The sequence below is a fragment of the Aquirufa lenticrescens genome, from assembly GCF_019916085.1.
GTDB lineage: Bacteria > Bacteroidota > Bacteroidia > Cytophagales > Spirosomataceae > Aquirufa > Aquirufa lenticrescens.
Genome location: NZ_CP049834.1, coordinates 1,748,804 through 1,774,700 on the forward strand (window position 1 = coordinate 1,748,804; position 25,897 = coordinate 1,774,700).

Annotated in this window: 21 protein-coding genes; 11 read left to right on the forward strand and 10 right to left on the reverse strand. The window is 42.6% G+C overall.

Annotation, left to right across the window (positions count from 1 at the left end; translation table 11 throughout):
- Positions 1-70 precede the first annotated feature (70 nt).
- Genes pyk through priA form a run of 4 tightly spaced genes read left to right on the forward strand, consistent with a single transcriptional unit; the run spans position 71 to position 5,401 of the window.
- Positions 71-1,546, forward strand: coding sequence for a pyruvate kinase (gene pyk / locus G9X62_RS07855; protein ID WP_223130180.1), 1,476 nt, complete (start codon positions 71-73; stop codon positions 1,544-1,546).
- A 28-nt stretch (positions 1,547-1,574) separates the two neighbouring features.
- On the forward strand, positions 1,575-2,336 hold the full coding sequence (locus G9X62_RS07860; protein WP_223130181.1) for a lysophospholipid acyltransferase family protein: 762 nt from the start codon (positions 1,575-1,577) through the stop codon (positions 2,334-2,336).
- A 6-nt stretch (positions 2,337-2,342) separates the two neighbouring features.
- A complete protein-coding gene (gene gldD / locus G9X62_RS07865) occupies positions 2,343-2,927 on the forward strand; it encodes a gliding motility lipoprotein GldD (protein WP_223130182.1) in 585 nt (194 codons plus the stop codon).
- Positions 2,918-5,401, forward strand: a complete 2,484-nt coding sequence (gene priA, locus G9X62_RS07870) for a replication restart helicase PriA (RefSeq protein ID WP_223130183.1) — start codon at positions 2,918-2,920, stop codon at positions 5,399-5,401. The genes gldD and priA overlap by 10 nt, the downstream gene beginning before the upstream one ends.
- On the opposite strand, the gene G9X62_RS07875 is transcribed toward priA, so the two are convergent.
- The gene (locus G9X62_RS07875; protein ID WP_223130184.1) at positions 5,398-6,120 is read right to left on the reverse strand and encodes a nitroreductase family protein; all 723 of its coding nucleotides are present in this window, start codon (positions 6,118-6,120) and stop codon (positions 5,398-5,400) included. The genes priA and G9X62_RS07875 overlap by 4 nt on opposite strands.
- 93 nt (positions 6,121-6,213) lie before the next feature.
- On the opposite strand from G9X62_RS07875, the gene G9X62_RS07880 reads away from it, so the two are divergent.
- Both G9X62_RS07880 and obgE read left to right on the forward strand, forming a co-directional pair.
- On the forward strand, positions 6,214-6,783 hold the full coding sequence (locus G9X62_RS07880; RefSeq protein WP_223130185.1) for an adenylate kinase: 570 nt from the start codon (positions 6,214-6,216) through the stop codon (positions 6,781-6,783).
- A 13-nt stretch (positions 6,784-6,796) separates the two neighbouring features.
- The gene (gene obgE, locus G9X62_RS07885) at positions 6,797-7,891 is read left to right on the forward strand and encodes a GTPase ObgE (protein WP_223130186.1); all 1,095 of its coding nucleotides are present in this window, start codon (positions 6,797-6,799) and stop codon (positions 7,889-7,891) included.
- On the opposite strand, the gene G9X62_RS07890 is transcribed toward obgE, so the two are convergent.
- From G9X62_RS07890 to G9X62_RS07910, 5 genes are all read right to left on the reverse strand, one after another.
- On the reverse strand, positions 7,883-8,794 hold the full coding sequence (locus G9X62_RS07890; protein WP_223130187.1) for an SDR family oxidoreductase: 912 nt from the start codon (positions 8,792-8,794) through the stop codon (positions 7,883-7,885). The genes obgE and G9X62_RS07890 overlap by 9 nt on opposite strands.
- Positions 8,791-9,717, reverse strand: coding sequence for a hydroxymethylbilane synthase (gene hemC / locus G9X62_RS07895; RefSeq protein WP_223130188.1), 927 nt, complete (start codon positions 9,715-9,717; stop codon positions 8,791-8,793). The genes G9X62_RS07890 and hemC overlap by 4 nt, the downstream gene beginning before the upstream one ends.
- 1 nt (position 9,718) lies before the next feature.
- Complete coding sequence (gene holB / locus G9X62_RS07900) at positions 9,719-10,849, reverse strand: DNA polymerase III subunit delta' (RefSeq protein WP_223130189.1); 1,131 nt, start codon at positions 10,847-10,849, stop codon at positions 9,719-9,721.
- 26 nt (positions 10,850-10,875) lie between these two features.
- Entirely contained in the window at positions 10,876-11,955 is a 1,080-nt protein-coding gene (locus tag G9X62_RS07905) for a hypothetical protein (protein WP_223130190.1), read from the reverse strand.
- A gap of 73 nt (positions 11,956-12,028) precedes the next feature.
- Positions 12,029-12,268 (reverse strand): type B 50S ribosomal protein L31, encoded by a 240-nt coding sequence (locus tag G9X62_RS07910; protein WP_130896059.1) that lies wholly within the window; start codon positions 12,266-12,268, stop codon positions 12,029-12,031.
- Positions 12,269-12,803: 535 nt separating this feature from the next.
- On the opposite strand from G9X62_RS07910, the gene G9X62_RS07915 reads away from it, so the two are divergent.
- From G9X62_RS07915 to G9X62_RS07925, 3 genes are all read left to right on the forward strand, one after another.
- Positions 12,804-15,254: a ribonucleoside-diphosphate reductase subunit alpha gene (locus tag G9X62_RS07915; RefSeq protein WP_223130191.1), complete on the forward strand. Its 2,451-nt coding sequence runs from the start codon at positions 12,804-12,806 to the stop codon at positions 15,252-15,254.
- A gap of 83 nt (positions 15,255-15,337) precedes the next feature.
- Entirely contained in the window at positions 15,338-15,982 is a 645-nt protein-coding gene (locus G9X62_RS07920; RefSeq protein WP_223130192.1) for a lysoplasmalogenase, read from the forward strand.
- Between the two features lie 3 nt (positions 15,983-15,985).
- Positions 15,986-18,907, forward strand: a complete 2,922-nt coding sequence (locus tag G9X62_RS07925; protein WP_223130193.1) for an FAD-binding and (Fe-S)-binding domain-containing protein — start codon at positions 15,986-15,988, stop codon at positions 18,905-18,907.
- A gap of 2 nt (positions 18,908-18,909) precedes the next feature.
- Here the strand turns inward: G9X62_RS07925 and nagB are convergent, their stop codons facing one another.
- Entirely contained in the window at positions 18,910-20,811 is a 1,902-nt protein-coding gene (gene nagB, locus G9X62_RS07930; protein ID WP_223130194.1) for a glucosamine-6-phosphate deaminase, read from the reverse strand.
- A 4-nt stretch (positions 20,812-20,815) separates the two neighbouring features.
- Positions 20,816-21,031, reverse strand: coding sequence for a helix-turn-helix domain-containing protein (locus G9X62_RS07935; protein ID WP_223130195.1), 216 nt, complete (start codon positions 21,029-21,031; stop codon positions 20,816-20,818).
- A gap of 155 nt (positions 21,032-21,186) precedes the next feature.
- On the opposite strand from G9X62_RS07935, the gene G9X62_RS07940 reads away from it, so the two are divergent.
- Together G9X62_RS07940 and G9X62_RS07945 are read left to right on the forward strand one after the other, a co-directional pair.
- The gene (locus G9X62_RS07940) at positions 21,187-23,556 is read left to right on the forward strand and encodes a TonB-dependent receptor (protein ID WP_315857605.1); all 2,370 of its coding nucleotides are present in this window, start codon (positions 21,187-21,189) and stop codon (positions 23,554-23,556) included.
- A 1-nt stretch (position 23,557) separates the two neighbouring features.
- Entirely contained in the window at positions 23,558-24,466 is a 909-nt protein-coding gene (locus tag G9X62_RS07945) for a DUF4249 domain-containing protein (RefSeq protein WP_223130197.1), read from the forward strand.
- Here the strand turns inward: G9X62_RS07945 and porT are convergent, their stop codons facing one another.
- Positions 24,467-25,153 carry a type IX secretion/gliding motility protein PorT/SprT gene (porT, locus tag G9X62_RS07950; protein ID WP_223130198.1) on the reverse strand — a complete coding sequence of 229 codons (687 nt, stop codon included), beginning with the start codon at positions 25,151-25,153 and terminating at the stop codon, positions 24,467-24,469. It abuts the gene before it with no gap.
- Positions 25,150-25,887 carry a bifunctional demethylmenaquinone methyltransferase/2-methoxy-6-polyprenyl-1,4-benzoquinol methylase UbiE gene (gene ubiE / locus G9X62_RS07955; RefSeq protein WP_223131834.1) on the reverse strand — a complete coding sequence of 246 codons (738 nt, stop codon included), beginning with the start codon at positions 25,885-25,887 and terminating at the stop codon, positions 25,150-25,152. Before ubiE ends, porT begins: the two co-directional genes overlap by 4 nt.
- Positions 25,888-25,897 lie beyond the last annotated feature (10 nt).

Genomic DNA, 25,897 nt, shown 5'->3' on the forward strand with positions numbered 1-25,897 from the left:
AACCACCTTTTGGTGGTTTTTTTTGTGTAATAGATGTAACTTGCAATGTTAATAGAATCTAATCCATATTATGTCGTATCAACGCAAGACAAAAATTGTAGCCACAGTAGGTCCCACATCAGAATCAAGAGAAGCATTAATCCAATTAGCTCAGGCAGGCGTAAACGTTTTCCGCTTAAACTTTTCCCATGGAACCCATGAGGATCATTTAGAGCGTTTAAAGACGATTCGTTCTATCTCAGAAGAGATGGGTTTGAACTTAACAATCCTTCAGGATTTGCAAGGTCCTAAAATTCGTACACAACTAGTGGAGAATAATGGGGTTCCTTTAGTTGCGGGTCAACAATTGATCTTTGCGATGGACGAAAACTTATTAGGTACATCAGAAAAAGTAGGTACTACCTATACATCGATGTACTTAGATGTGAATCCAGGTGAGCGCATCTTGATGGATGATGGTAACCTGGAAGTGAAAGTACTTGCAGTAGATAAAGTGAAGAAAGAAGTGGTGACAGAGGTTATCTATGGTGGTATTTTGAAGTCTAAAAAAGGGATTAACCTTCCAGGTACGAAGGTTTCATTACCTTGTTTGACACCTAAGGATGAGGCTGATTTGTATTTTGGCCTTGATCACGGAGTAGATTGGGTTGCCTTATCTTTCGTTCGTAAGGCGAGCGATATTTGGGATATTAAAGAAAAGATTAAAGCATACGGTAAAAATACGCGTGTAATCGCGAAAATTGAAAAGCCAGAAGCTATTGATAATTTAGATGAGATTATCGCAGCAACAGACGCTATTATGGTGGCTCGTGGTGATCTAGGTGTGGAGATGGATGGTGCGGTAGTACCTTACTTACAAAAAGTGATGGTAGAGAAGTGTACGGCGGCAGGTAAGCCTGTTATCGTGGCTACACAGATGTTAGAGTCGATGATCACTAATCCTGTTCCTACGCGTGCAGAAACGTCTGACGTGGCGAACGCGGTATTGCAAGGTGCTTCGGCGACGATGTTAAGTGGTGAATCTGCTTCCGGTGCTTATCCAGTGAAAGCGGTGGAAACAATGGCACACATCCACGAAGTAGTCGAGCAACAACAAAATGAAATTGAAATCGTACAAGGTAACGAAGCGGCGATCTACTTTAAGAATCACTCGTTAAGTGCATCGACTTCTGAAAATGTAGCTTTGCAAGATCGTTTAATCGCTGGTGCATGTCGTTTAGCGCGTGACTCAAAAGCAAAAGCGATTTTATGTATCACGAATTCAGGTTATACAGCGTTCCGTTTATCAGCTCACCGTCCTAAGGCCGATTTATTCGTGTTTACATCGAATAAGGAATTAATGTCTACGATGGGCCTATTGTGGGGAGCGCGCGTGTTTTTCTACGATCCAGGTACAGGTAACGCAGAGAAAACAGTAGCTGCGATGGTCGATAAATTAAAGCAAGATAACTTGTTGTCTAAAGGAGATATCTTCGTGACTACCTTGTCTGTTCCAGCGAATCAAGACAAGAAAACAAATACAGTTCAATTAGGTGTAGTAGAGTAAATCCTATTATTAGGGGCTCGTTTAGATTATGAAAAACAAAAGTTCTTTGCTTTCATCACTTTTAAAAGGGCTATACACTTTCTGGGCAGGATTGGTTTTTGTACTGATCTTTTTATTATTATACCCATTGATCTTTGTCTTTTTGCAAAGACGATCTTGGAAAAGAGTTGCTCATCGGCTTGTCGGGCTGTGGGGGCAACTCTTTTTTCTTTTTGCGGGAATTCGCATCAAAGTGACGCATCACTTTAAGCCGGATCCGAAACAGACCTATGTGTTCTGTGCGAACCACTTTTCTTATGTAGACATTGCAGTGGTGGTCGTGATTATTCGCCATTATTTCTCTTTTGTGGGAAAGAATGCGATGAAGAAGATTCCGCTTTTTGGTTATCTCTATGCCCGTTTGAATATCCTAGTGGATCGAAGCGATAAGAATAGTAGAGCAAACTCTTTGAGTCGTTCGATTCGGGCTTTACAGTCAGGCAGAAGTATCATTATATTTCCGGAAGGTGGGATCATTTCGAAGAACTTTCCTTATATGGCAAATCCTTTGAAGGATGGTGCATTTATTATGGCCATTCAACAGCAGGTTCCTATTGTTCCCATGAGCTTTCATAATAATCATCAAATCATGGACGAAGATACCCTGATGATGCGTCCAGGAACCTTGCACGTGGAGATTCATCCGCCCTTTGACACGAAGGGTTTGACGATGGAAGATTTACCTGTTTTACGGGAAAAAGTGTTTGAATCCATACAAAATCCTATCTTAGCGTATTACGGTTTAAAATAAGCGAATATGCGTCTTTTTCTCCTGGGTTTTATCTTGACCTTGTTTTCTTGTGGAACGGCCTCAGAGGAGGAGAATACGGCTATGCCGCGACCTAAAGGGTTTCCTGCGATGGATATTCCGCCGCATCAGTACCAGGCTTTAGAAAAAGGGCATCCGTTCAGCTTTGAATTATCTAAGCAAGCCGTTGTGAAAAAAGATACGTTTGCTTTGGCTGAGCCCCACTGGATGTACATCTATTATCCACGCTGGGATGCATTTATCCAGTTGACTTATAAATCGGTGGAAGGAGATCGGAAACGTTTAGATAAGATGATCCGAGACTCCTATGTTTTAGCCTCTAAGCACCAAATGAAGGCGAACCGTATAGAAGATGCGATTTTGACCACACGCGACGGCCGCAAAGCGACTGTGATCGAATTAGAGGGTGAAGTGGCTACTCCTTTTCAGTTTTTTGCCACGGACAGTACGACGCATTTTCTACGCGGAGCGGTCTATTTAAACACGGCAACAAAAAATGATTCATTGGCCCCCGTTATTCGGTATCTAAAACAAGATGCGATTCACCTGATTCAGACTTTGCGATGGAAATAGGGGAGGAAAGAACATTTTTTGTGGATGCTTTGCTTCCACTTCCCATTCCTCGGTATTTTACATACCGGGTGCCTCGGGAATGGGCAGAATTTGTGCAAGCTGGATTGCGGGTGGTGGTACCTTTTGGGACGAAGAAAGTCCTTACGGGTGTGATCGTTACAGTTCATCATAACCCGCCGAAGCAATACCAAGCGAAGTATTTATTGGAGATTTTGGATGATGTTCCGCTAGTGACCTCTTCTCAAATCGCCCTTTTTCAATGGGTGGCAGATTATTATATGTGCTATCCTGGCGAGGTTTTTCAAGTTGCTTTACCGGCGGGTTTGAAGATTTCAAGCCAATCGAAGGTGCAAGCGAACCCGGAATTTTCATGTCCTGAAACGCTGACGGATAAAGAGTTAGCTATCTATGTCGAGATACGCGATAAAGGCGCATTGACCTATGATGAACTTGCCAAATTTGCCGAAGTCAAAAGCCCCTATCATCTCATTAAAGCCTTAGTGGGCAAGGATGCGGTGATTATTTTTGATGAACTAAAAGACCGATACACGCCTAAAGTGCAGCGAAAAGTCCGTTTAGCGACTCCATTTGAAGATAAATTAGTATTGACGGATCTGATCCAATCACTGGAGGAGAAACCAAAGCAGATGGCGATATTATTGCATTATTTGCAATATATCCCGGTCCTAAGAAGCCCGGAAACGAATCAAAAAGGTCTAGCAAAGAATAGTTTTAGTCAAGCCGGGTTATCAGAGAGTTCATTGCAGACCTTAGTCAAGAACCAGGTCTTTGAAATTTTCGATGTCGTGGTTTCACGCTTCGATGAAGCGGATGAAAACTTCGTGCCTTCGAGCTTTACCTTGAACGCCCCACAGGAAAAGGCCTACCAATCTATTTTGAATCAGTTTCAAGAGAAGGATGTCGTTCTACTTCACGGTATTACGGGCTCTGGAAAGACAGAAATTTACATTAAGCTGATTCAGGAGGCCTTGGCTAATGGAGATCAGGTTTTGTATTTGTTGCCGGAGATTGCTTTGACGACCCAGATTGTGGTTCGATTGAAACGGATTTTTGGGGAGCAGGTAGGGATTTATCATTCTAAATTCTCGGATAATGAGCGGGTGGAAGTATGGAAATCCATTGTGGAAGGGAAATATCCCTTCGTGGTGGGTGTGCGTTCCTCCGTGTTTCTACCCTTCAAGAATTTGGGATTGATCATTATCGACGAGGAACACGAAACTTCCTTTAAGCAGGCAGATCCAGCTCCTCGCTATCATGCACGGGATGTGGCGATTGTCTTAGCGCATCAGCAAAAGGCGAAAGTCTTACTCGGTTCTGCGACTCCCTCGATGGAGACCTATTACCAGGCCAAACAAGATAAGTATGGTCTCGTGGTCTTAAAAGAACGTTTTGGGGCAGCTCAGTTGCCCGCGATGCATTTGATCGATACGAAATATGCGAATCGGATGAAGCAGATGAAGGGCGGATTTTCGGTGGATTTGATTGAGGTGTTGGCGGAGAATTTGAAGCAAGGTAAGCAGAGTTTATTGTTCCAAAACCGCCGCGGCTATTCCCCCTACCTTCAATGTCAGGACTGCGATTGGATTGCGACGTGTCACCAATGTGACGTTTCGCTTACCTACCACGCCCGCGAGCAAGAATTACGGTGCCATTATTGTGGTCACCATGAATCACTATTACATCGTTGCGGCGCCTGTGGTTCGGCCCAGCTGAAAACGATGGGTTACGGTACCGAAAAACTAGAAGAAGAATTGCAATTACACCTTCCTGATGCGCGTGTAGCCCGGATGGATTTAGATACAACGCGTTCGAAGACCGCCTTCACGAGTTTAATCACAGAAATTCAGAAAGGTCAAGTAGACGTTTTAGTAGGCACTCAAATGGTCGCCAAAGGCCTCGATTTCGATGGACTATCTTTGGTAGCCATCTTTGATGCAGATAAGATTATTAACTTTCCGGATTTCAGAGCCCACGAACGAGGCTTTCAATTAATCACCCAAGTGGCGGGCCGTGCCGGTCGCCGCGAGGTGCAAGGACAAGTGTACATTCAAACGAATCAACCCACGCATCGCCTTTTTACCTACATTCAGGAGGGAAATTACGAGCAATTGTATGCGGATGAAATGATCGAGCGGGAGGGCTACCATTATCCTCCGTTTACCCGTTTGATTAAGTTAGTCATGCGCCATTACGAAGCACGCAATGTAGAAACGGCGGCGAAGGATTTAGGGCAATTGTTAAAGGCCAAATTTGGCAATGGGCGCGTCCTAGGACCTGAAAAGCCTTTGATCGAACGCATTCGGAATCAATATGCGATGGAAATTCTGATCAAGCTGGAGAAAGGTGTGGCATTGGCCGCCTTCAAAAAGCAGCTTCGGGAGGAATTAGATACCCTCAGCACGAAGCCAGTTTTCAAAGGCGTTCAAATTATTGTAGACGTAGATTGCAATTAGCGGACGTGTACCACTTCTTCATAAGGAACTCTAAAGCGGGGACCCCATACTCCTTCTTCCGTTCCCTTACCCACTGAGATGATCATATTAATTTCTGCTCCAGCAGGTAGATTTAAGTGTTTCTTTACACGCAGAGCATCAAATCCTTCCATAGGGCAAGATTCGAATCCTTCAGCTGCGATAGATAACATAAAGGTTTGCGCTGCTAAAGCACAGGATTTATGTACCATAACTCGTTGATCTGCCTTTCCGCCAAAACGCATCATCGGTTTTCTCAAGCCCATCCAGAAACAAATGTTCCAGCGAATGAAGGTAGAAATACCAAAGATATCATTGCGGTATAAAAGTGGAATAAGTTTGCCATAATATTCTAGGCCTCTTTTTTGCATTTTAGTCGGTTCGCCTTCGATAGAATCTTGCACTAATTTCAAATTCCAAGCTGCTCTTTGCTTCCAAAGATCCTGGCGAGTGACGAAAACCACTAAGTGCGCCGTATCTTTTGCCGCAGATTGTCCTAGGCAAAGCTGGTGGAATGCTCTCTTTTCTTCTTCACTTTTGATCCAATAAAACTCCCACAACTGCATATTGCTGCTATTAGGCGATAAAATGGAACGATGTAAGCTTCGTTCGATGACGGCATCATCCACTTTTACCGTGGGGTCATAGCGCCTATTGGAACGTCTTTTCTGAATTATCTCTTCGAATTGGGTTGAAAGCATCTCTCTTTTTTTATGTCAAATATAGCAGAAAATCCCTGCTTTTGCCTCTGATTTGATTACCTTTGTGGTTCGAAATAATTAACCCACATTTATATGCTTAATCTTGTTTTATTTGGGCCTCCAGGGGCAGGCAAAGGCACTCAGTCCGCAAAATTAATTGCGAAATACGGTTTAATCCATTTGTCTACAGGTGATTTATTGCGTGCAGAAATTACTGCAGGTACTACTTTAGGCTTGGAAGCGAAGAAATTGATGGATCAAGGAATCTTGGTTCCAGATGCAGTCGTAATCGGAATGATCGAGAATAAATTGAACGAGAATAAAGAGGCAGCGGGTTTTATTTTTGATGGTTTTCCTAGAACGGAGGCGCAAGCTCAAGCTTTGGACAACTTATTAGCTGGTCATCAATTAGCGATCAATCACATGATTGCGTTAGAGGTGAACGAAGAAGAATTAACGCAACGCTTATTAGAGCGCGGTAAGACTTCAGGCCGTCCAGATGATCAAAATGAAGAATTAATTCGTAAACGCGTGCAAGAATACGGCGAAAAAACAGCTCCAGTAGCTGGATATTACGCTGCACAAAACAAATTCTCAGGAATTAATGGTATTGGCGAAATTGAGGAGATTTTCTCTCAAATCATTGCTATTATCGAAGCATAATTAATAAAATAGAATGACATCTAACTTCATTGACTACGTCAAAATCAATCTGCGTTCCGGCCGAGGAGGAAGCGGTTCATCCCACTTTCGGAGGGAAAAACACGTGCCTAAAGGTGGTCCAGATGGCGGTGATGGCGGTCGTGGAGGTCACATATACTTGGTTGGAAGTACACAACTTTGGACATTGATTCACTTGAAATACCAGAAGCATATTATTGCTGATAGTGGAAATGGTGGAGAAGGTGGACGTCGTTCTGGTGCCGAGGGTGAGGATGTTTTCATTCAAGTACCTTTAGGAACGATTGTTAAAAATGCAGAAACGAATGAGTTTATTGCTGAAGTAACCGAAGAAGGTCAAAAGATTTTAGTACTTCCAGGTGGCCGTGGTGGTTTAGGGAATCATAATTTTAAGTCATCCACTAATCAATCGCCACGTCATGCGCAACCGGGAGAACCTGGTTTAGATGTTTGGGTGGTGATGGAATTAAAAGTATTAGCGGATGTAGGTTTAGTAGGTTTCCCCAATGCAGGAAAGTCAACCCTTTTGTCTGTTCTTTCAGCCGCTACTCCAGAAATTGCGGATTATCCATTTACCACATTAGTTCCTCAATTAGGGGTAGTCGAATACCGGGATGAAAAGTCCTTTGTGGTAGCCGATATTCCAGGAATTATCGAGGGTGCTTCCGAAGGTAAAGGTTTGGGGTTGAGATTCTTACGTCATATTGAACGTAACTCGATTCTATGTTTCTTGATTCCATCTGACGCTGAAAATTGGGGCGAAGAATACCAAATTTTAACGGGAGAATTAGAGAAATATAATCCAGAATTATTGGGAAAACGTCGCGTGATCGTGGTCTCTAAAATGGACCTTTCGATTCCAGAAATGGAAGAGGAGATGCGCGAAAGTTTGCCTAAAGATATCCCCGTTTTATTGATTTCATCGGTGACTCAAGAAGGAATTCAAGAATTGAAGGACTTGCTTTGGACGACCTTGTTAGACGAAAACAAAGATTTTGGAAAGATAAAGGAGGCACCCGCTCTTTTAGATCTGCCGGTGGTTAATCCAATGGCGGACGAAATGATGGAAGATCCTGAAGCTTTAGACTAAATCAGCTACTTGCTGCGCCATTAGGGCGATACCTTCTTGAAAAGTTCTAGGTGCATAACCTAGGACTTTTTTTGCTTTATCGAGCACAAAGCCTGTGCGAGCTGGTCTTTTTGCCGTCTGCTGGAAGGTAGATGAATCTGCTTTTTGCAATAAAGATTTATCCAAACCATAATAATCTGCTGTCATGACTGCCATTTCATAGGGAGTTAAGAAATCAGAGCCAGAGATATTGAAAATACCTTCCACTTCATCTTTTGAAAGTAACCAGCAGCCCATCGCTAAATCCTCTGCGAGGGTAGGCGTGCGGAACTGATCGGTTACGACTTGGATTGTTTTACCGTCTTCTAAGGACTTTTTCACCCAAAGGACGATATTCGAACGGCTCATATCCGGCACAATGCCATAGACTAACACCGTGCGCGCAATGCTCCAACGAATGGTTGAATCAAACAATAATTGTTCCGCTTTCAACTTACTTTCTCCGTAATAGGAGATGGGATTGGCGACACCCTCTTCCGTATAAGGTCCAGCTGCTCCATCAAAGATGAAGTCCGTCGATAGATGGCATAAATAACTGTTGTGCTTTTCGCAAGCTTTAATTAAAAAGGCCACCGCATCCACGTTTAACAAATCACAACCGACACGATCCGTTTCACAGGTATCCACATTCGTCATCGCAGCGGTGTGAATCAAAACTTCAGGTTTGAATTGATCGAAGACTGCATTAACCTCTTCCTGAACAGTAATATCTAAAGACGCATAAGTATAACCCTCTGTTACTGGCAAACGATTTGCTCCACGGGCGGTGGCTATTAAATCGACATTCGCTTGTGTGCGTAATAGTTCGACCAGTTTTTGGCCTAATAAACCATTAGAACCCGTGATTAATATGCGTTTTTTCATGAACCTAATTGCTGTCTGATTTTGCGTAATAATTGATGTGCGCCCAAATGAATGAGCTCCATCGCGACTTCTTTACCTAGGATTGCTGGATCTGAGCCTTCCGAAGAATGATAGATATTTTCTATGCCATCCAAGCTAAGAACGCCGGCATGCAAAGCTAATTGATTGTCTTTAACGACCGCGTGCCCATACACTGGAACGCTGCAACCGCCTTCTAAGTGCGCTAATAAATGGCGTTCTGCTAATAATGCAGCTTCCGTTGAGGCGTGGTTGCAAGCTTTGCGTACTAAAGCTTTCATGCTGGAGTCTAAAGAAACAGCACATTGAATGGCCACCGACCCTTGCCCTACCGCCGGTACAAATTGATCTAAACTTAAGTGTTGTGTGATATAGGATTCCATCTCCATTCGGTGGACGCCGGCAAAAGCCAATAGCATCGCATCGCAATCCCCGTTTTTTAATTTCTCCAAACGCGTCTGCAGATTGCCTCGCATTTCCACTGCGGTATGTTGTGGGTAGAAATGGCTTAAAAAGGCGCGTCTTCGCGTAGACGATGTGCCTATGCGCAAAGGTTCGCTAGAGGCTAAGGTTTTCGCTGGATCTAAGCTTAATACGACGTCTTGCGCTGCCTCCCGCTCCGTGAAAGCGATTAATTCTAGTTCTGTAGGTAAATGCGAAGGTAAATCCTTCGCGGAATGTTGTGCGATATCGATTTCGCCTGCACACAACATAGCTTCTAATTCCTCCGTGAAAACACCTTTTGATCCGATTTTAGACAACGAGCGATCCAAAATCTGATCCCCCTTTGTCGTAATTGCCACGATCTCATAGCCTAAACCCTGCGTGGCTAGCAAAACACCCACGTGGTGTGCCTGCCAAAGTGCCAAAGCCGAATTCCGAGTACCTATGCGAATCGTTTTCATATTAGGAGTTTTTCGCGTGGAAAACGCGTAATAAGTAAAGGGAGAGGTCGAGGTGTACCATTTTGGCTCGCGCATTGCGTTCCAAGTGGTAGTGTACCTCGGAGATTTTCTCCGTCATTGCCGCAATCTTATCCGTACTCAAGGTCTTGGAGAAATTATCAACAAAGGCCTTTTCTTTTTCTAATGACTTGATCAGGCTGCTCGCATCCGAAATTTGGTACAAACATTGTCTGAAAATATGGAGGCTATAACTTAAAATGCCTTTTTGATTTTCCTTCGCTAAACCGTCGAATTGGTCTGCTAATTGCACTAATTTGGACAGATTACGGGCATAAATGGCGCGCATCCACTCGGCAAACCAGGTAGTTGTACTCAGATTATCTGAGTTCGATTTCTCCAAAGCCTCAGAGATATTTCCCTCGCAATTTACGGCGATTTGATGCGCTTTTTCGGCATCTATTTCCGCTTTTTGGACTAAGTAATCAGCTAAATCTTCTACATCTACAGCGCCTACACTGACACGCTGAGTTCTAGAGATAATCGTCGTTAATAATTTGTCTGGTTCAGCGCAAACTAAGATGAATAAGGTCGAACTAGGCGGCTCCTCCAGGGTCTTCAACAAGGCATTTCCAGCTGAGGCATTTAGCGTCTCTGGATTCCAAAGCATCACCACCTTAAATGGCGCCTCAAACGGTTTTAAGCTAATTTTTTGTACTAATTTTCGGGTCTCTTCCACGGGAATATTTCCCTGGCGATTCCCTTCGGCTCCCATATAACCCAGCCATTCGGGCAAGGTTCTAAAGTAGGATTCTTGAATAAACTTCCGCCAGTCGGGTAAGAATGCATCCGATTCCGCATCCTTGATTTTTTTCGTGATGACGGTAGGGTACACATAGACTAAATCTGGGTGAACGCCACGCTGCAATTTTTGGCAACTAGGGCAAACACCACAAGAATCCGTATCTGTTCTATTCGTGCAGAATAAATAGGTAACAAAAGCATGCGCCATCGCGAGCTGAGCTCCTCCCGGAGGACCAACGAATAATTGTGCGTGAGCGATGTGTTGATTTTGCACCGCTTGCGACAATGTTTTCTTGGTTTTCTGAAGACCTGGAATGTCTTGAAATCGCATGAATAGGGCTTTTGTAAAAGAAAGAACTAATTTCGGAAAGATGTGTCCGCTTTCCAAATTTCTTCCATGCTTTGGCGTAGATTTTCGGGGATTTCCTGGTTTTTCAATTGCATCCAGGCGCAGGCGGAAGCAAAGGCTTTTTCAAAATCAAATAGCTTCAGCGATGGATACTCGCCATAACTAAAGGACGGTAGGTAACGCGGCGGAAATCCGATACTTGAAAGGTTGCAATGACTCCCAATGACGGTCCCGGTATTCAGATTCGTCCCTACACCGGTAGTGACAAAGTCGCCGATGATTTGGCCTAAAGACTTTAAACCAGTATTTCGAGGTTCTTTTAACGCATAATCGTACAAGGAAACAGTTTGAATATCATTACGTAGGTTAGAACCGTTCGTAAGTGCCCCTAAATTCGAAAAGGATCCTATGATCGAGTTGCCTAAATAACCTTCATGTGCCTTATTGCTAAAAGGGAAGAAAATACAGTGGTTAATTTCGCCGCCTACCTTGCAGCCTGGGCCGATTGTCGTGTTCGGGCGAATCTTTGCACCTATATTCGTTGTTGCGCCCGTTAGAAGCGCCGCTGGGCCCTGAATCAACGTCCCTATTTGTAGATTAACTTCCTCTCCTATATAAATAGGTCCTTTGCTGGCATCTAAAATGCTTCCCTGCACCTGTGCTGATGGATGAATGTAGATGTTTTCCGGAGCGATTAATGTGTTATTTCCTGGATCAGGATTGTTTCCCTTGATTTCAGCCCTTAAGAACTCGGCTTGGTAGGCCAGCAAATCTTCAGGATGCTGCAGGAAAGGGAGGTGTTGTTCTAGGTGATTTGTGCCTTGTCCTCTTTGGGCTAAAACACGACCTTCATAAACGTAGGAACTATCTGCCGGGAGCTGGTCTAAAAGTTGAAAAGTAGAAGGCAACGGTAGGATAGCGCTGAGTACCTGAATATCCGCCTGATTAGCGTTTGAAACACGTGTAGGCCATTTGCTTTCTAAGGTACTTGTACCTGCCCATAATTCAGCCACAGTACGGTGCTGAGTCAGGGGTTGTAGCGCGCTTTTTAACGCCAAATCCTCGAATAAATAGACCTTGAGCTGCATAGGACAAATCTAGGATAAAAAAAGCCTTCCCCCAAAAAATGGAAGAAGGCTTTTTGTATAGGCGGTCGGAAAATTACTTCGCGTAACGCTTGTTGAATTTGTCCACACGTCCTGTTGTATCTAACAATACGTTCTTACCTGTATAGAATGGGTGAGATTGAGATGAAACCTCTAATTTGTATACTGGGTAAGTTGCTCCTTCAAATTCTGTTGTCTCTGTAGTGGCAACACATGAACGAGTTAAAAACTTGTAATCAGCTGATAAATCGTGAAATACAACTTCTTTGTATTCTGGGTGGATATCTTTTTTCATGATAATGGATAATAGACGATTCCCTGCCGTCCTGTTTATATAATGTTTTCCAAAGGGGATATTTGGACCTTACAATAAGGGATGCAAAATTACAGAATGTATTTTATTTTCCAACTATTTACCTTAACAAAATTTTAGATAATTCCACGCGATTTTTCCGTCATAAAATTTTTAAAAATAATTTTATAGCACTTTTCTAAGAAGCGATACGGCTAATGAATTGAGTTGCGGGGGTTTGCATGTGGTATTTCAAATACGACTCTTTTTTATATTTTTTTTGGCCAAAAAATTGTTTGCACGGAGCCTGCTTTTTTTCTAATTTTACCAAGAGCACAATCAGCCAAAGATGCTTCAATTTTTGGTTTAGGAAAGCATAAAAACAAAACCGCCACACACTCAATTTGTTAACGCAAAAAGAGTCCAAAAGCTAAGAAAAAAATTCTCTTAACACAGGGAATCTATTGTCTACTTTTAGGGGTTTGGTTTTCGCATTTATATGGAATTAGAAGTTTTAAATTATAATAGATAGATACACATGTACGTAGTAAAAAGAGACGGTCGTCGCGAATCAGTAAAGTTTGACAAAATCACCGCCAGAATTGAAAAGCTGAGTTACAGCTTAGATCCATTTTTTGTTCAGCCTTTAGAGGTTGCTAGAAAAGTGATCACTGGTTTGTTTGATGGCGTTAAAACAACTGAACTTGATAATTTAGCGGCTGAAACAGCGGCCTCTTTGACGACAAAGCACCCTGATTATGCAGTTCTAGCAGCTCGTATCGCAGTTTCTAACTTGCATAAGAACACATTGAAGTCCTTCTCGGCTACGATGAAGCGTTTGTTTACGTACATCGATCCTAAGACAGGTCAGAACGCTGCACTTCTTTCTAAAGAGGTGTATGATATCATCAAAAACAATGCCGTTGAATTAGATGAGGCAATCATCTATGACCGTGACTTTGGTTATGATTATTTCGGATTCAAGACCCTAGAGAAATCGTATCTATTAAAGCTAGATGGTCAAATCGCGGAACGTCCTCAGCACATGTTAATGCGTGTAGCGGTAGGTATCCACAAGGAAGATATTGCAGCAGCGATTGAGACCTATAATTTATTGTCTGAGCGTTGGTTCACTCATGCGACTCCGACCCTATTTAATGCAGGTACTCCGAAGCCTCAATTATCGTCTTGTTTCTTGTTAACAATGCAGGATGATTCGATCGAAGGAATCTACGATACATTGAAGCAAACGGCTAAGATTTCACAGTCTGCTGGAGGTATCGGATTAAGCATCCATAACATCCGTGCTACAGGCTCTTATATCAAGGGAACGAATGGTACTTCGAATGGTATTATCCCAATGTTGCGCGTATTTAACGATACAGCTCGTTACGTGGATCAAGGGGGTGGAAAACGTAAAGGTAGCTTTGCGATTTACTTAGAACCATGGCACGCAGATGTGTTTGAATTCTTAGAATTGAAAAAGAACCACGGTAAAGAAGAAATGCGCGCGCGTGATTTATTCTATGCCCTTTGGATTCCAGATTTATTCATGAAGCGTGTAGAGAATAACGAAGAGTGGTCTCTATTCTGTCCTCACGAGTGTCCAGGTTTAGCGGATACACACGGAGCTGAATTCGAAGCCTTGTATGAGAAATACGAATTGGCTGGTAAAGCACGTACGGTTGTTAAAGCACAAGAATTGTGGTTCAAGGTGTTAGAATCTCAAACAGAGACGGGTACGCCTTATATGTTGTTTAAAGATCATGCGAACAACAAATCAAACCAAAAGAACTTAGGAACAATCAAGTCTTCGAACTTGTGTACGGAGATCATTGAGTATACAGCGAAAGATGAAGTAGCGGTTTGTAACTTAGCTTCATTAGCCTTGCCTAAATATGTGAATGCGGACGAAAACGGTGTTTTACGTTTCGATCACAAGAAATTATATGAGGTGACGAAGATTGCGACACGCAATTTGAACAAGATCATCGATGTAAACTATTACCCAGTAAAAGAGGCTGAAAACTCGAACTTACGCCACCGTCCTATCGGTTTAGGAGTTCAAGGTTTAGCTGATGTGTTTATTTTGTTACGTATGCCATTCGAGTCAGCAGAAGCGCAACAATTGAACAAAGATATCTTCGAAACAATTTATTTCGCAGCGATGGAAACATCGATGGAATTAGCGAAAGTAGAAGGTCCTTACTCTACTTGGGAAGGTTCACCTATTTCGAAAGGGGTATTCCAATTCGATATGTGGAATGTAACACCATCTTCAGGAAACTGGGATTGGGAAGATCTACGTACGAAAGTAGTAGAGAATGGTGTGCGTAACTCACTATTAGTTGCTCCAATGCCTACGGCTTCTACCAGTCAGATCCTTGGTAACAACGAATGTTTCGAGCCATACACATCTAATATCTACGCACGTCGTGTATTATCAGGTGAATTTGCGATCGTTAACAAGCACTTATTAAAAGATTTGATCAAATTAAACTTGTGGAATGATTCCATGAAGAATAAATTGATCATTGCGAATGGATCCGTTCAAAACATTCCGGAAATTCCTCAAAACTTGAAGGATTTATACAAAACGGTTTGGGAGATCAAGCAAAAGACCATCTTAGAAATGGCTGCTGATCGTGGAGCCTACATTTGCCAATCTCAAAGTTTAAATATCCACATCCAAGATGTGAACTTTGGTAAATTAACATCGATGCACTTCCACGCGTGGAAGCTAGGCTTGAAAACAGGTATGTATTACCTACGTACGAAAGCGGCAACGGATGCGATTAAGTTCACTGTGGAGAAACAAGCAGAGCCAGCGATTGAGCAAACGAATTTAGTAAACGAAACTGAATTAGTGTACTCAGAAGCAGCAGCGAAAGCGGCGGCAGCTAGTTTTGATAACAGTGTAGAACAAAATAAAGCGGATATGACTTGTTCTTTGGATAATCCAGAGGCATGTGAGGCTTGCGGATCTTGATCCCCAACCCTAAGCTGAAATAAAAAAGAATCACTTAACCGTTTGCGTTGAGTGATTTTTTTTTGCGAAACATTCGAATTAGTATGAAAAATGTATTTTTGAAATTATTCTGGCTAGATGCCATCCTAGAATTATTGTCCCCTATCTTATTTTCGAATTTCCCGGAGATTAGATATGTAACAAAGCCCTTACTGATGATCCTCTTAATGGGTCACATTGCGCAAGAAAACCCTAAACCAGCGCTTTTCATCACGGCGATTTTCGCTCTGTTAGGCGATGTGTTTTTGATGCTTCCAGGTGATAGTCCGCTCTTTTTTCAGCTTGGATTAGGGGCCTTTTTGATCATGCAGGTGAGCTACATTTGCCTTTTTGCTAAACAAGCTTCAGAGGAGGCTTGGATACCGGCATACGCACGATCACCTTTAGCAGGCGCACTTATTTATGTATTCTCATTTTTAGCTTTTTTAAACCCCTATTTAGCAGGAGGGATGAAGATTCCGGTGACCCTATACGCGTTTGCGCTTGGTTCGATGCTGTACTTTGCGATTCGCCTTAAGAATCAGACCATTGTTTTGGGGGCATTTTTCTTTGTGGTTTCGGATAGTGTTTTGGCTTTTGGAAAGTTTTATTATTCTTTTCCGGGGATATCTACCGTGGTAATGAGTACTTATATTGTGGCTCAATTGCTACTAATCAGCGCTTTGTGTAAATTGCAGCTTAAGAAATAAACCATGGCGACGCAAATCACTGAATCTCTTCTATCTACTTTAGGCAGCACCTTGCAAGGGTCGCTTCACACGGACACCGTGATGAAGACTTTATATGCGACGGATGCATCGGCCTATCGGGAGATGCCTTTAGGGGTGGTGATTCCAGAGACAAAAGATGATTTAGAGAAAATCATTCGATTTGCAGACCAAAATTCGATTCCCCTGATCCCTCGAACTGCGGGAACCTCTTTAGCCGGGCAGGTAGTAGGTAAAGCTTTGGTGGTGGATGTTTCCAAATTTTTCAATCGTATATTAGAAGTGAATGTGGCCGAATCCTATGTGTGGGTAGAGCCGGGTGTGGTGCGTGATGTATTGAATGTGGAGTTGAAGAAGCATGGTTTGTTCTTTGGTCCAGAAACATCGACTGCGAATCGGGCGATGATCGGTGGAATGGTAGGAAATAACTCCTGTGGTTCTAATTCAGTGGTATATGGTTCCACAAGGGATCATGTCTTAGAGGTTGAAGGATATTTATCGGATGGAACACCGGTTCACTTTACCGCAGAAGATCCCTTTGAGACGATTAAATCACTAGAAAAAGGTTCTCGTCTGCATGGAATTTATGACAAGACCCTAGCGTCCTTATCAGATCCGCAAAACCAGAAAAATATTATTGAAGAATTTCCAAAGCCGAGCATACATCGTCGAAATACAGGCTATGCTGTGGATATGCTGTTGAACACGAAAGCGTTTGAAAAAACGGAGGCGCCCTTTAATTTCTGTTCACTAATCAGTGGGTCTGAGGGTACTTTGTGCTTTGCTACTCGAATTAAATTGCATGTTGACCCATTGCCGCCCGCACACCTGGGGCTGGTTTGTGGACACTTTAATACCATAGACGAAGCTTTAAGAGCGAATTTAATTGCTTTAGAATTTAATCCATCTGCCTCCGAGTTGATGGATCATTATATTTTAGAATGTACGAAAGCGAATCCAGAACAGCGCCTGAATCGTTTCTTTGTGGAAGGTGATCCAGGAGCTATACTGGTTGTGGAATTACGTTCTGATTCAGCGGAAGATTTAGCCTCTCAAGCGCAGGCTTGCGAAGCTGCGATGCGTAAGGCTGGATTAGGTTACCATTTTCCGTTTGTAACTGGAGGCGATGTGAAGAAGGTTTGGGACTTGAGAAAAGCAGGTTTAGGCCTACTTTCTAATTTACCTGGAGACGAAAAAGCAGTTGCCGTAATCGAAGATACAGCGGTAGACGTGAATGATTTGCCAGCGTTCATCGCTGAATTCAACGAAATTTTACAAGCGAATAACCTGTATTGCGTGCATTATGCGCACGCAGGATCAGGTGAATTGCATTTGCGTCCGATTATTAATCTGAAGACCAAAGAAGGGCATCAGCAATTCCGCCATATTGCGGAAGAGATTGCTCGTTTAGTTAAGAAATTTAAAGGTTCTCTATCGGGGGAACACGGAGATGGCCGTTTAAGAGGAGAGTTTATCCCTTGGATGGTGGGAGAGGAGAATTACCAATTAATGCGGGAATTGAAGTCTTGGTGGGATCCTAAGGGGATATTTAATCCTAATAAGATTGTGGATACGCCTCCAATGGACACGTTCCTACGCTATGAGGCGGGTCAACAAACACCTGAATTTAAAACGGCATTCCGTTTCAAGGATCAAGATGTATTGCAACATGCGGAGCAGTGCAACGGATCCGGTGATTGCCGTAAAACGCCTATTTCAGGGGGGACGATGTGTCCATCCTTTATGGCGACCAGAAATGAAAAAGAAACGACTCGTGCTCGCGCGAACATACTTCGCGAGTTTTTAACACGCTCAGAACAGCCTAATCGCTTCGCTCATGAGGAGATTAAAGAGGTAATGGATCTTTGTTTGGCTTGTAAGGGTTGTAAGGCTGAGTGTCCATCGAATGTGGATGTGGCGAAATTGAAGATGGAGTTCTTGTACCAGTACCAAAAAGAAAAGGGTCTTCCTTTGCGTTCTTGGTTAGTGGGCAACTTTGCGAAGCTATCTAACATAGCTTCTTATGTGCCTTCCCTGTACAATGTGGTGATGGGTACGCCAGCGATTCGACGTATTTCAAACGCCCTCGTAGGTTTCCACCCGGATCGCACGATGCCTCTCATGGCAAAACAGACTTTATGGTCTTGGTTAAAGGGACGCACTAGCCCGGTTCAATCGAAATCGGTTTACCTGTTCGTTGATGAGTTTACGAATTTTAATGATGCTGAAATAGGTCGCACGGCTGTTTTATTGCTGGAGCGTTTGGGCTATGAGGTGAAGACAATACCACACCCGATTTCTGGAAGAGCGTATTTGTCCAAAGGAATGCTGGATGAGGCACGCGTATTAGCGATGCAAAACGTACGTCTTTGGTCATCTTTAATCTCTGAAAATACGCCATTGGTGGGTATTGAACCTTCTGCCATCTTAACCTTCCGCGATGAATATCCGGATTTAGTATCGGATGAATGGGTAGTGAAGGCGCAGGATTTAGCGAAAAACACCTTGTTGTTGGAAGAATTTATCGCTCGGGAAGCAGATGCAAAACGCATCACATCTGCAGCATTTAGCTCCGAGAAGAAGCTACTGAAATTACATGGTCATTGCCAACAGAAGGCGATCTCCTCTCTAGTAGCGGCGAAAAAGGCCCTTTCTTTACCGGAGAACTTTGAAGTGCAATTAATCCCTTCTGGATGTTGTGGAATGGCGGGTTCTTTTGGCTATGAAAAAGAGCATTATGATCTGTCGATGCAAATAGGGGAATTAGTCTTGTTCCCTACGGTGCGTGCTCAGCCGGAAGAGGTGGATATTGTGGCTTCAGGAACGAGTTGTCGTCATCAAATCCATGATGGAACCAAGCGACATGCTAAGCATGCCGCTGAGATCCTTTTTGCTGCTTTAAAGTAAGATTAGAATTTCCAGCGTACGAAAGCTTCCATGGCTTCGTATTCGGCTAGGCCTAGGGCGTTGTAGATAGAAGCCGTTGCGCGGTTTCTTTCTTCAGCGCGTTGCCAAAACTCCCTTGAATCGTCTCCCTGGAATACGACCCCATCTTTTTGAGACTGGTGCTTGAAAATACCCATTCTCTTTTTGAATACTTGGTCTGGAGACATCGGTACGGCCATTTCGATTTGGTCAATATCCCATTCTGCCCAGGCTCCCTTGTAAAGCCATACCCAGCAGTTCTTCATGAATTCTCGGTGCTTCAATCGCGTCACGGCCTCCATGATGGCGTCTAAACAAACTTTGTGTGTCCCGTGTGGATCGGCTAAATCCCCAGCCGCATAAATCTGGTGCGGTTGAATCTCTTCGATGAGGTCCATCACGATTTGAATGTCTTTTTCGCCAATGGGTTTCTTGCGAATGGTTCCCGTTTCGTAAAAGGGTAATTCTAAGAAATGGGCGTTCTCTTTTTTGATGCCTACGAAGCGGCAAGTATTCTTGGCTTCCCCTTTGCGGATTAAACCTTTGATCTCTCGAACCGCTTGAATATCAATTTCGGAGTCAGGTTTATTTTTAAGGAACTTAATGGCTTCTTTGTAAATGCGGTTTGCCTTCGCGTTAGGGCTTTCGAACTTTTCGTTGAAGTCTACGACAAATTCGGCGAAACGAAGGGCTTCATCGTCTGCTACCGCAATATTACCCGTTGTTTGGTAAGCAACGTGCACATCGTGTCCTTGGTCGTGTAGACGTTGGAAAGTTCCCCCCATTGAGATGATATCGTCATCTGGGTGTGGGCTGAAGATTAATACTTTCTTCTTGGCTGGGAAAGCTCGTTCTGGACGATGCGTATCGTCAGCGTTTGGTTTACCACCTGGCCAGCCCGTGATAGTATGTTGTAGGTAGTTGAAAACCTCGATATTGATCTCGTAGGCCTGTCCATATAGGGATAATAGATCAGAAAGGCCGTTTTCGTTATAGTCTTTAGAGGTAAGTTTTAATACCGGTTTATGTAATGTCAAGGAAAGATGAGTTACCGCTTTCTTTATCATATTGCGGTCCCAATTCACTGTGTCAACTATCCAAGGGGTTTTAATGCGCGTTAACATCGATGCTGCCGTTTCATCTAAAATGAAAGTGGCATTGGGATGTAATTGCAGGTAAGAGGCTGGAATGTCTGAGGTCACGGTTCCTTCCACGGCTTTAGCGACACTATTCGCTTTGTGTTCTCCCCAAGCAAGTAATACGATCTTCTTCGACTTCATAATACTGTCGATGCCGAGCGTGATGGCTTTTTTAGGGACTTTTTGCAATCCTCCAAAATCAGGGGACGCATCAATCTTCGTCGCAATATCCAACGTCATCAAACGCGTTTTGGAGTTGATTGTTGATCCTGGTTCGTTGAATCCAATATGCCCATTACGTCCAATCCCCAATAGGTAATAATCGAATCCGCCCAAGCGTTCAATCTTTGCTTCATAATCTCGGCAAAACTCGGGAATTTTGTCTAAAGCTAATGTTCCATCTGGTAAATGGTAATTTGTTACCGGTATATCAATATGGTCAAAGAGTTGTTCTTTCATAAATCGAACATAACTCTGGATGGAATCAGGTTCCATGGGATGGTATTCATCGAGGTTAAACGTGATGACATCTTTGAAACTTAAGCCCTCTTCTCGGTGAATTCGAATCAGTTCTTGGTAGACTTTTTTAGGCGAAGATCCAGTCGCAAGTCCTAGAATAGTGGGCTTGCTGGCTTGGTTGTTTTTGCGAATAAGTTCCGCAATTTCTGTCGCAACAGACTTAGATGCAGCATCGGAGTCTGAAAAAATGTGAGTTGGAATGCGTTCAAAGCTGATTTCTTGTTCCATAGTCTTATTTTTTTGCGTTTTTAGCCGCTACAATCAAAAGGTCGAGTGAAAGAGCATCAAAGATGCGTAGAATGGTTTTGATGGCAGGATTTCCTTTGCCTAATTCGATACTGTGAATCGTTTTAATGGCAACGCCACTTTTTTGACTGAGTTCTTCTTGTTTTAATCCGATGGCATTTCTTTTTTCTCTTACGATTTGCCCGAATACTACTAAATCCATTGTTGCTAGGTTTTTGACAAATGTAAAGAAAATTATAATATAAAATACAAATCGGAATTATGTTACTTATGATGCATAAATTATCATCATTTCCCGTTTATCATATTTTAACATACTCGAAAAAACAATTCCCGTATCTTTGGGTTTTTATAATGATGCGCAAACTATTATTCCTTATTTTCCTGCTTTTATCTGGGTTATTACATGCCCAAAAATCAACCGTTAGTGGCTATGTAAAAGAGGCAGCTAGCGGGGAAGGTCTCATTGGAGCAAGTGTCTATGTAAAAGAATTAAAGACAGGTAATGTGACCAATACCTATGGTTTCTACAGTTTAACGCTCCCTTTAGGCAAGTATACGCTTGTTTTTTCCTCTTCAGGTTTTAAAAAGAAAGAGCAAGAGATTCTAGTATCAGCCAAAGCACAAGAAATTTCAGTTGAATTATCAACAGACTCACAAGAACTAGCTGAGGTCATCGTAAAAGCACGAGCAAACGATGAGAATGTCAGAGGTATTGAGATGTCTGTCAATAAAGTGGATATCAAAACGATTCGTAAAATTCCTGCCTTATTAGGAGAGGTTGATTTAGTCCGCGCCATTCAATTACTACCAGGAGTTTCTACGGTAGGTGAGGGCGCTTCTGGGTTTAACGTTCGTGGAGGTGGTGTCGATCAAAATTTAGTTCTTTTAGATGATGCCCCAGTTTATAATTCATCTCATTTATTCGGTTTCTTCTCTGTCTTTAATCCAGATGCGGTTAAAGATGTTAAATTATTTAAAGGGGGTATTCCTTCCATGTATGGTGGACGTGCTTCATCGATTTTGGATGTGAAAATGAAGGAAGGGAATGCGAAGAAGCTGGAGGTCAATGGCGGTATTGGTGTGATTTTCTCTCGCTTATCCATTGAAGCTCCTATTGTGAAAGATAAAGCTTCATTTATCGTGGCGGCCCGACGTTCGTATATTGACGTGCTAGCTAAGCCTTTTTTAACAGGGAATAACGCTAATTCTAAATTTAGTTTTTATGATTTGACGGCCAAAGTCAATTACACCATCAATACCAAAAACACCGTCTTTATGTCGGGGTATTTTGGTCGGGATGTGTTCGGTACAGGTTTTGGGTTTGACTGGGGAAATACGACCTTAACCACGCGGTGGAATCACGTTTTCTCGAATAAATTGTTTTTGAATGCGACGGCTTTTTACAGTAATTACGATTACATGTTGGATTCTGATATTGAAAACAAACGACCCAATGACGCTTTCAAATGGACTTCGAACATTGAAAATTTAAGTATTAAGCCTGATTTTACCTATTATTGGAGACCAGATAATACCATCACTTTTGGAGGTCAACTACTATCCTATGACTTCACTCCCGGTAAAGCGAATGCGACTTCAAATGGGGAGAAAAGGGAATTTGGTCAAGCGAATAAACGAGGGGTGGAGGCATCCGCCTATGTGGGTCACGATTGGAAACTTAGTTCGCGTTTGACCATTCAATATGGTATTCGTTATTCGCACTATGATTACAAGAGTTTGAATGGAGAATATTATGATCGAATTCCGGTGGCAGCTAGCACGGAAAATCCGTCAGGCTATGTGTTGAAAATTAACCAAACAGATCCTGATGCGATTGTGGCATCCTATGGTAATTGGGAACCCCGTTTTGCTTTGAATGTGACGGGTAACGAATCCTCTTCCCTGAAATTAAGCTATAATCGCTTGGCTCAGTATATCCATTTAATGTCGAACACAGCTGCGTCTACTCCTTTAGATGTGTGGACGTCTTCTACAAATAATATCAAACCACAAATAGTGGATCAATTGGCTTTGGGTCTATTTAAGAATTTTGGGGCAGATGGTAATAATTATGAATCGTCAATTGAAGTCTATTATAAGGATATGCAAAATCAAATCGATTATGCGGATCGAGCGAATCTTTTCCTGAATCCTTATTTTGAAAAGGATTTGCTTTTTGGAAAAGGACGTGCGTATGGAATCGAGTTTTTCCTAAAGAAGAATGTAGGGAAATTAACGGGTTGGGCGAGTTATACCTTAGCGAGGACAGAACGTAAAATTGAAGGTTTAAATAAGAATGAATGGTATGCTAATCGCTATGATCGTACGCATACTTTGAATTTAGTAGGTCAATATGCCTTGTCAGAAAAATGGTCATTCGGGGCTAATTTCGCGTATATTACAGGTGTGCCGTATACCGTTCCTGCGCAGAAGTATGTTTTTGATGGTATCGCCTATCCACAGACGATACCTGGAACGCGTGGTAATATCCGAGTGCCAGATTACCATCGTTTAGATATTTCGGCTACGAAGAAAAACAAGAAAGCCTTGTTTGGTAAAGGTAGTTCGGAATGGGTATTCTCGGTGTATAATCTCTATAATCGAAAAAATCCATTCTCTATCTATACGCGACCGAACGAAGATAATTCGGTTCAAACTGAGGCCGTCCAATTATCTATCATCGGTTCATTCGTTCCAGCCGTCACCTATAATTTCTCGTTTTAAGATGAAGCCGATCTACTTATTTCTCCTTTTTGTAGCGTTAACGTCTTGTGAAGAGGTTGTAACCTTGCCAAGTCCAGCTTCTGATCATTACTTGGTGGTGGAAGCAAATCTGACGAATCAGAATAAGGCGCAACAGATTATACTTTCGCGCTCTCAGGACTATTTTGATCAGAGTAGTGCTCCTAAAATAGCAGGAGCTCAGGTTACGGTGTCAGATACCTTAGGGAATCAATTTAGTTTTGTGGAGAAAGTGGCTCAAAGCGGGATCTATGTGTGGGAACCTACGGCTCAACAACCTACGATAGGAAAGGCAGGAACTACCTTTACTTTGAATGTGAAATGGCAAAATGAAATGCTTACCGCTAAAGCTAAAATGAACCGAGTGCCACCCATCGATTCTATTTTGTACCAATATGACGAAGCAACCGGCCGTCAAGGAGCGAATGATAGTCCTAAGAATGGGTATGATGCGCAGTTTTATGCACGCGATATACGTGGGTCAGGCGATTGCTACCGGGTGAAGACGTATCGCAATGGCGTGTTGTTTAATGACCCCATCAATTTAACCTTGGTCTACGATGCCGGGTTCCAAAAAGGGGCAATGACCGATGGCCTGATGTTTATTTTACCTATTCGTCGTTCGATTTCTCCATCCCTTTACGTGGAAAATGATAAGATTCGAGTGGAGATTTGGTCGATTTCGGAAGATCAGTTTAACTTTTATTCTCAAGCGCGTCTAGAACTGAATAATGCCGGTTTGTTTTCAAGGCCAGCCGCAAACATTCCAACCAATGTTAAGAACACAAATCCTGCTTCTAAACTACAGGGTACAGGATGGTTTGGGGTTTCAGCCGTGAGTTCACTTGAAACGGTGGTAGATCCGAAAAAGGCGAGAACTGGATTGAAGTAATTACTCGAAATTGAAAATTAAGCTAATCGTATGTGAATTCAATTGGCTTAATTTAGAATAACTATTGACCGTTCCAGGAGGCACAAAAAGGTTGTTTAAACCGTGTGAAATACGAATCTCAGGAGAGAATTTAAAGAACCGGTAAAAGCGTTCAAAACCGATTCCGTATTCTAAGGATAATTCAGAGGTATTCGCCGTTACAGCCGTATTCTTTTTCTTGACGTTCGCCTCTAATCCTAATTTTAAGCCTGAGATCAAATACATACGGTGGTTTTGGCGACGTACAGAACGGAACTTCAATAACATAGGGATCTCTAACCAAGTGGACTCTCTCGAGATCAGATCTTCATTCGCGAATTGAATTTGGCGATCGTACAAGGCGATGTTTAAACCCGATTTGACTTCTACGTGTTTGCTAAGGGCGTAATTAACGATTCCACCTATTTGAAATCCAAAGGTGCGAGGCGAAGTAAGCGAAAGTGGTTCACCAGTCACATCGTTTACTAAAACGCTTGGAAATCCATTCGCGTAGTAATTGCTAGACGTTAAGCCAAACATAAAACCAAAGTGCAGCGGTTTCTCGTCGTAAAACTCATCGTGCAGCTGAATGTATTTCTTTCCTTGTCCTAAGGCGTTAAAGCCAAGCAAGAATGCGATAGCAAAACCAATTAAGTGACCTTTTTTCACGCGTTTTTAGCTTTTTTATGTCCTAAATAAATGGAGCAAATGCCTCCCGTCATCGGGATCCATTGGGTATGTATAAATCCACATTCCTCGTAAATTTTCAAGAAATCTTTGCCGTCAGGAAAAGCTTGGACAGATTCAGGAAGGTAGGTGTAGGCGGCTGGGTCTTTGGAAATTAATTTTCCTAAAACTGGCAGACAAAATTTCGAATAGAAAGTGTATAATTGCTTCATAGGGAAGCTTTTCGGATTCGAGAACTCTAATATCAAGCAATGGCCACCCGGCTTTAACACGCGGTGCATTTCTTTCAAACCTTTATCCAATGTTTCGTAGTTTCTCACCCCAAAACTAACGGTGATTGCATCGAAACTATTGTCCGAAAAGGGTATTTTTTCTGAATCCCCTTTTTGTAAGGTAATGATGTTATCTAAGCCTAATTTCTTGATTTTCTCTACCCCAAAGGCTAACATACCCTCCGAGATATCGATTCCTACAATCTTTTCTGGCTTGATTTTTAAGGCCTCTATGGCGAAATCCCCCGTCCCTGTAGCGATATCTAATACGGACTTGATACCCTTGTTTTGCAATAATTTGATGGCTTTTTTACGCCAAATAATATCAATCCCACCACTCAATAAATGATTCAGAAAATCATATTTGTGGGAGATGGAATTGAACATGTCAGCGACTTGTTCTTTTTTTCCTTTGGACTGATTCTTATAAGGGACTACCATAATTTTTGCGAAT

Bases quoted from the DNA above. Each gene is read 5' to 3' on its own strand.
- pyk (WP_223130180.1), top strand. From the start codon at position 71: ATGTCGTATCAACGCAAGACAAAAATTGTAGCCACAGTAGGTCCCACA.
- G9X62_RS07860 (WP_223130181.1), top strand. From the start codon at position 1,575: ATGAAAAACAAAAGTTCTTTGCTTTCATCACTTTTAAAAGGGCTATAC.
- gldD (WP_223130182.1), top strand. From the start codon at position 2,343: ATGCGTCTTTTTCTCCTGGGTTTTATCTTGACCTTGTTTTCTTGTGGA.
- priA (WP_223130183.1), top strand. From the start codon at position 2,918: ATGGAAATAGGGGAGGAAAGAACATTTTTTGTGGATGCTTTGCTTCCA.
- G9X62_RS07875 (WP_223130184.1), bottom strand. From the start codon at position 6,120: ATGCTTTCAACCCAATTCGAAGAGATAATTCAGAAAAGACGTTCCAAT.
- G9X62_RS07880 (WP_223130185.1), top strand. From the start codon at position 6,214: ATGCTTAATCTTGTTTTATTTGGGCCTCCAGGGGCAGGCAAAGGCACT.
- obgE (WP_223130186.1), top strand. From the start codon at position 6,797: ATGACATCTAACTTCATTGACTACGTCAAAATCAATCTGCGTTCCGGC.
- G9X62_RS07890 (WP_223130187.1), bottom strand. From the start codon at position 8,794: ATGAAAAAACGCATATTAATCACGGGTTCTAATGGTTTATTAGGCCAA.
- hemC (WP_223130188.1), bottom strand. From the start codon at position 9,717: ATGAAAACGATTCGCATAGGTACTCGGAATTCGGCTTTGGCACTTTGG.
- holB (WP_223130189.1), bottom strand. From the start codon at position 10,849: ATGCGATTTCAAGACATTCCAGGTCTTCAGAAAACCAAGAAAACATTG.
- G9X62_RS07905 (WP_223130190.1), bottom strand. From the start codon at position 11,955: ATGCAGCTCAAGGTCTATTTATTCGAGGATTTGGCGTTAAAAAGCGCG.
- G9X62_RS07910 (WP_130896059.1), bottom strand. From the start codon at position 12,268: ATGAAAAAAGATATCCACCCAGAATACAAAGAAGTTGTATTTCACGAT.
- G9X62_RS07915 (WP_223130191.1), top strand. From the start codon at position 12,804: ATGTACGTAGTAAAAAGAGACGGTCGTCGCGAATCAGTAAAGTTTGAC.
- G9X62_RS07920 (WP_223130192.1), top strand. From the start codon at position 15,338: ATGAAAAATGTATTTTTGAAATTATTCTGGCTAGATGCCATCCTAGAA.
- G9X62_RS07925 (WP_223130193.1), top strand. From the start codon at position 15,986: ATGGCGACGCAAATCACTGAATCTCTTCTATCTACTTTAGGCAGCACC.
- nagB (WP_223130194.1), bottom strand. From the start codon at position 20,811: ATGGAACAAGAAATCAGCTTTGAACGCATTCCAACTCACATTTTTTCA.
- G9X62_RS07935 (WP_223130195.1), bottom strand. From the start codon at position 21,031: ATGGATTTAGTAGTATTCGGGCAAATCGTAAGAGAAAAAAGAAATGCC.
- G9X62_RS07940 (WP_315857605.1), top strand. From the start codon at position 21,187: ATGCGCAAACTATTATTCCTTATTTTCCTGCTTTTATCTGGGTTATTA.
- G9X62_RS07945 (WP_223130197.1), top strand. From the start codon at position 23,558: ATGAAGCCGATCTACTTATTTCTCCTTTTTGTAGCGTTAACGTCTTGT.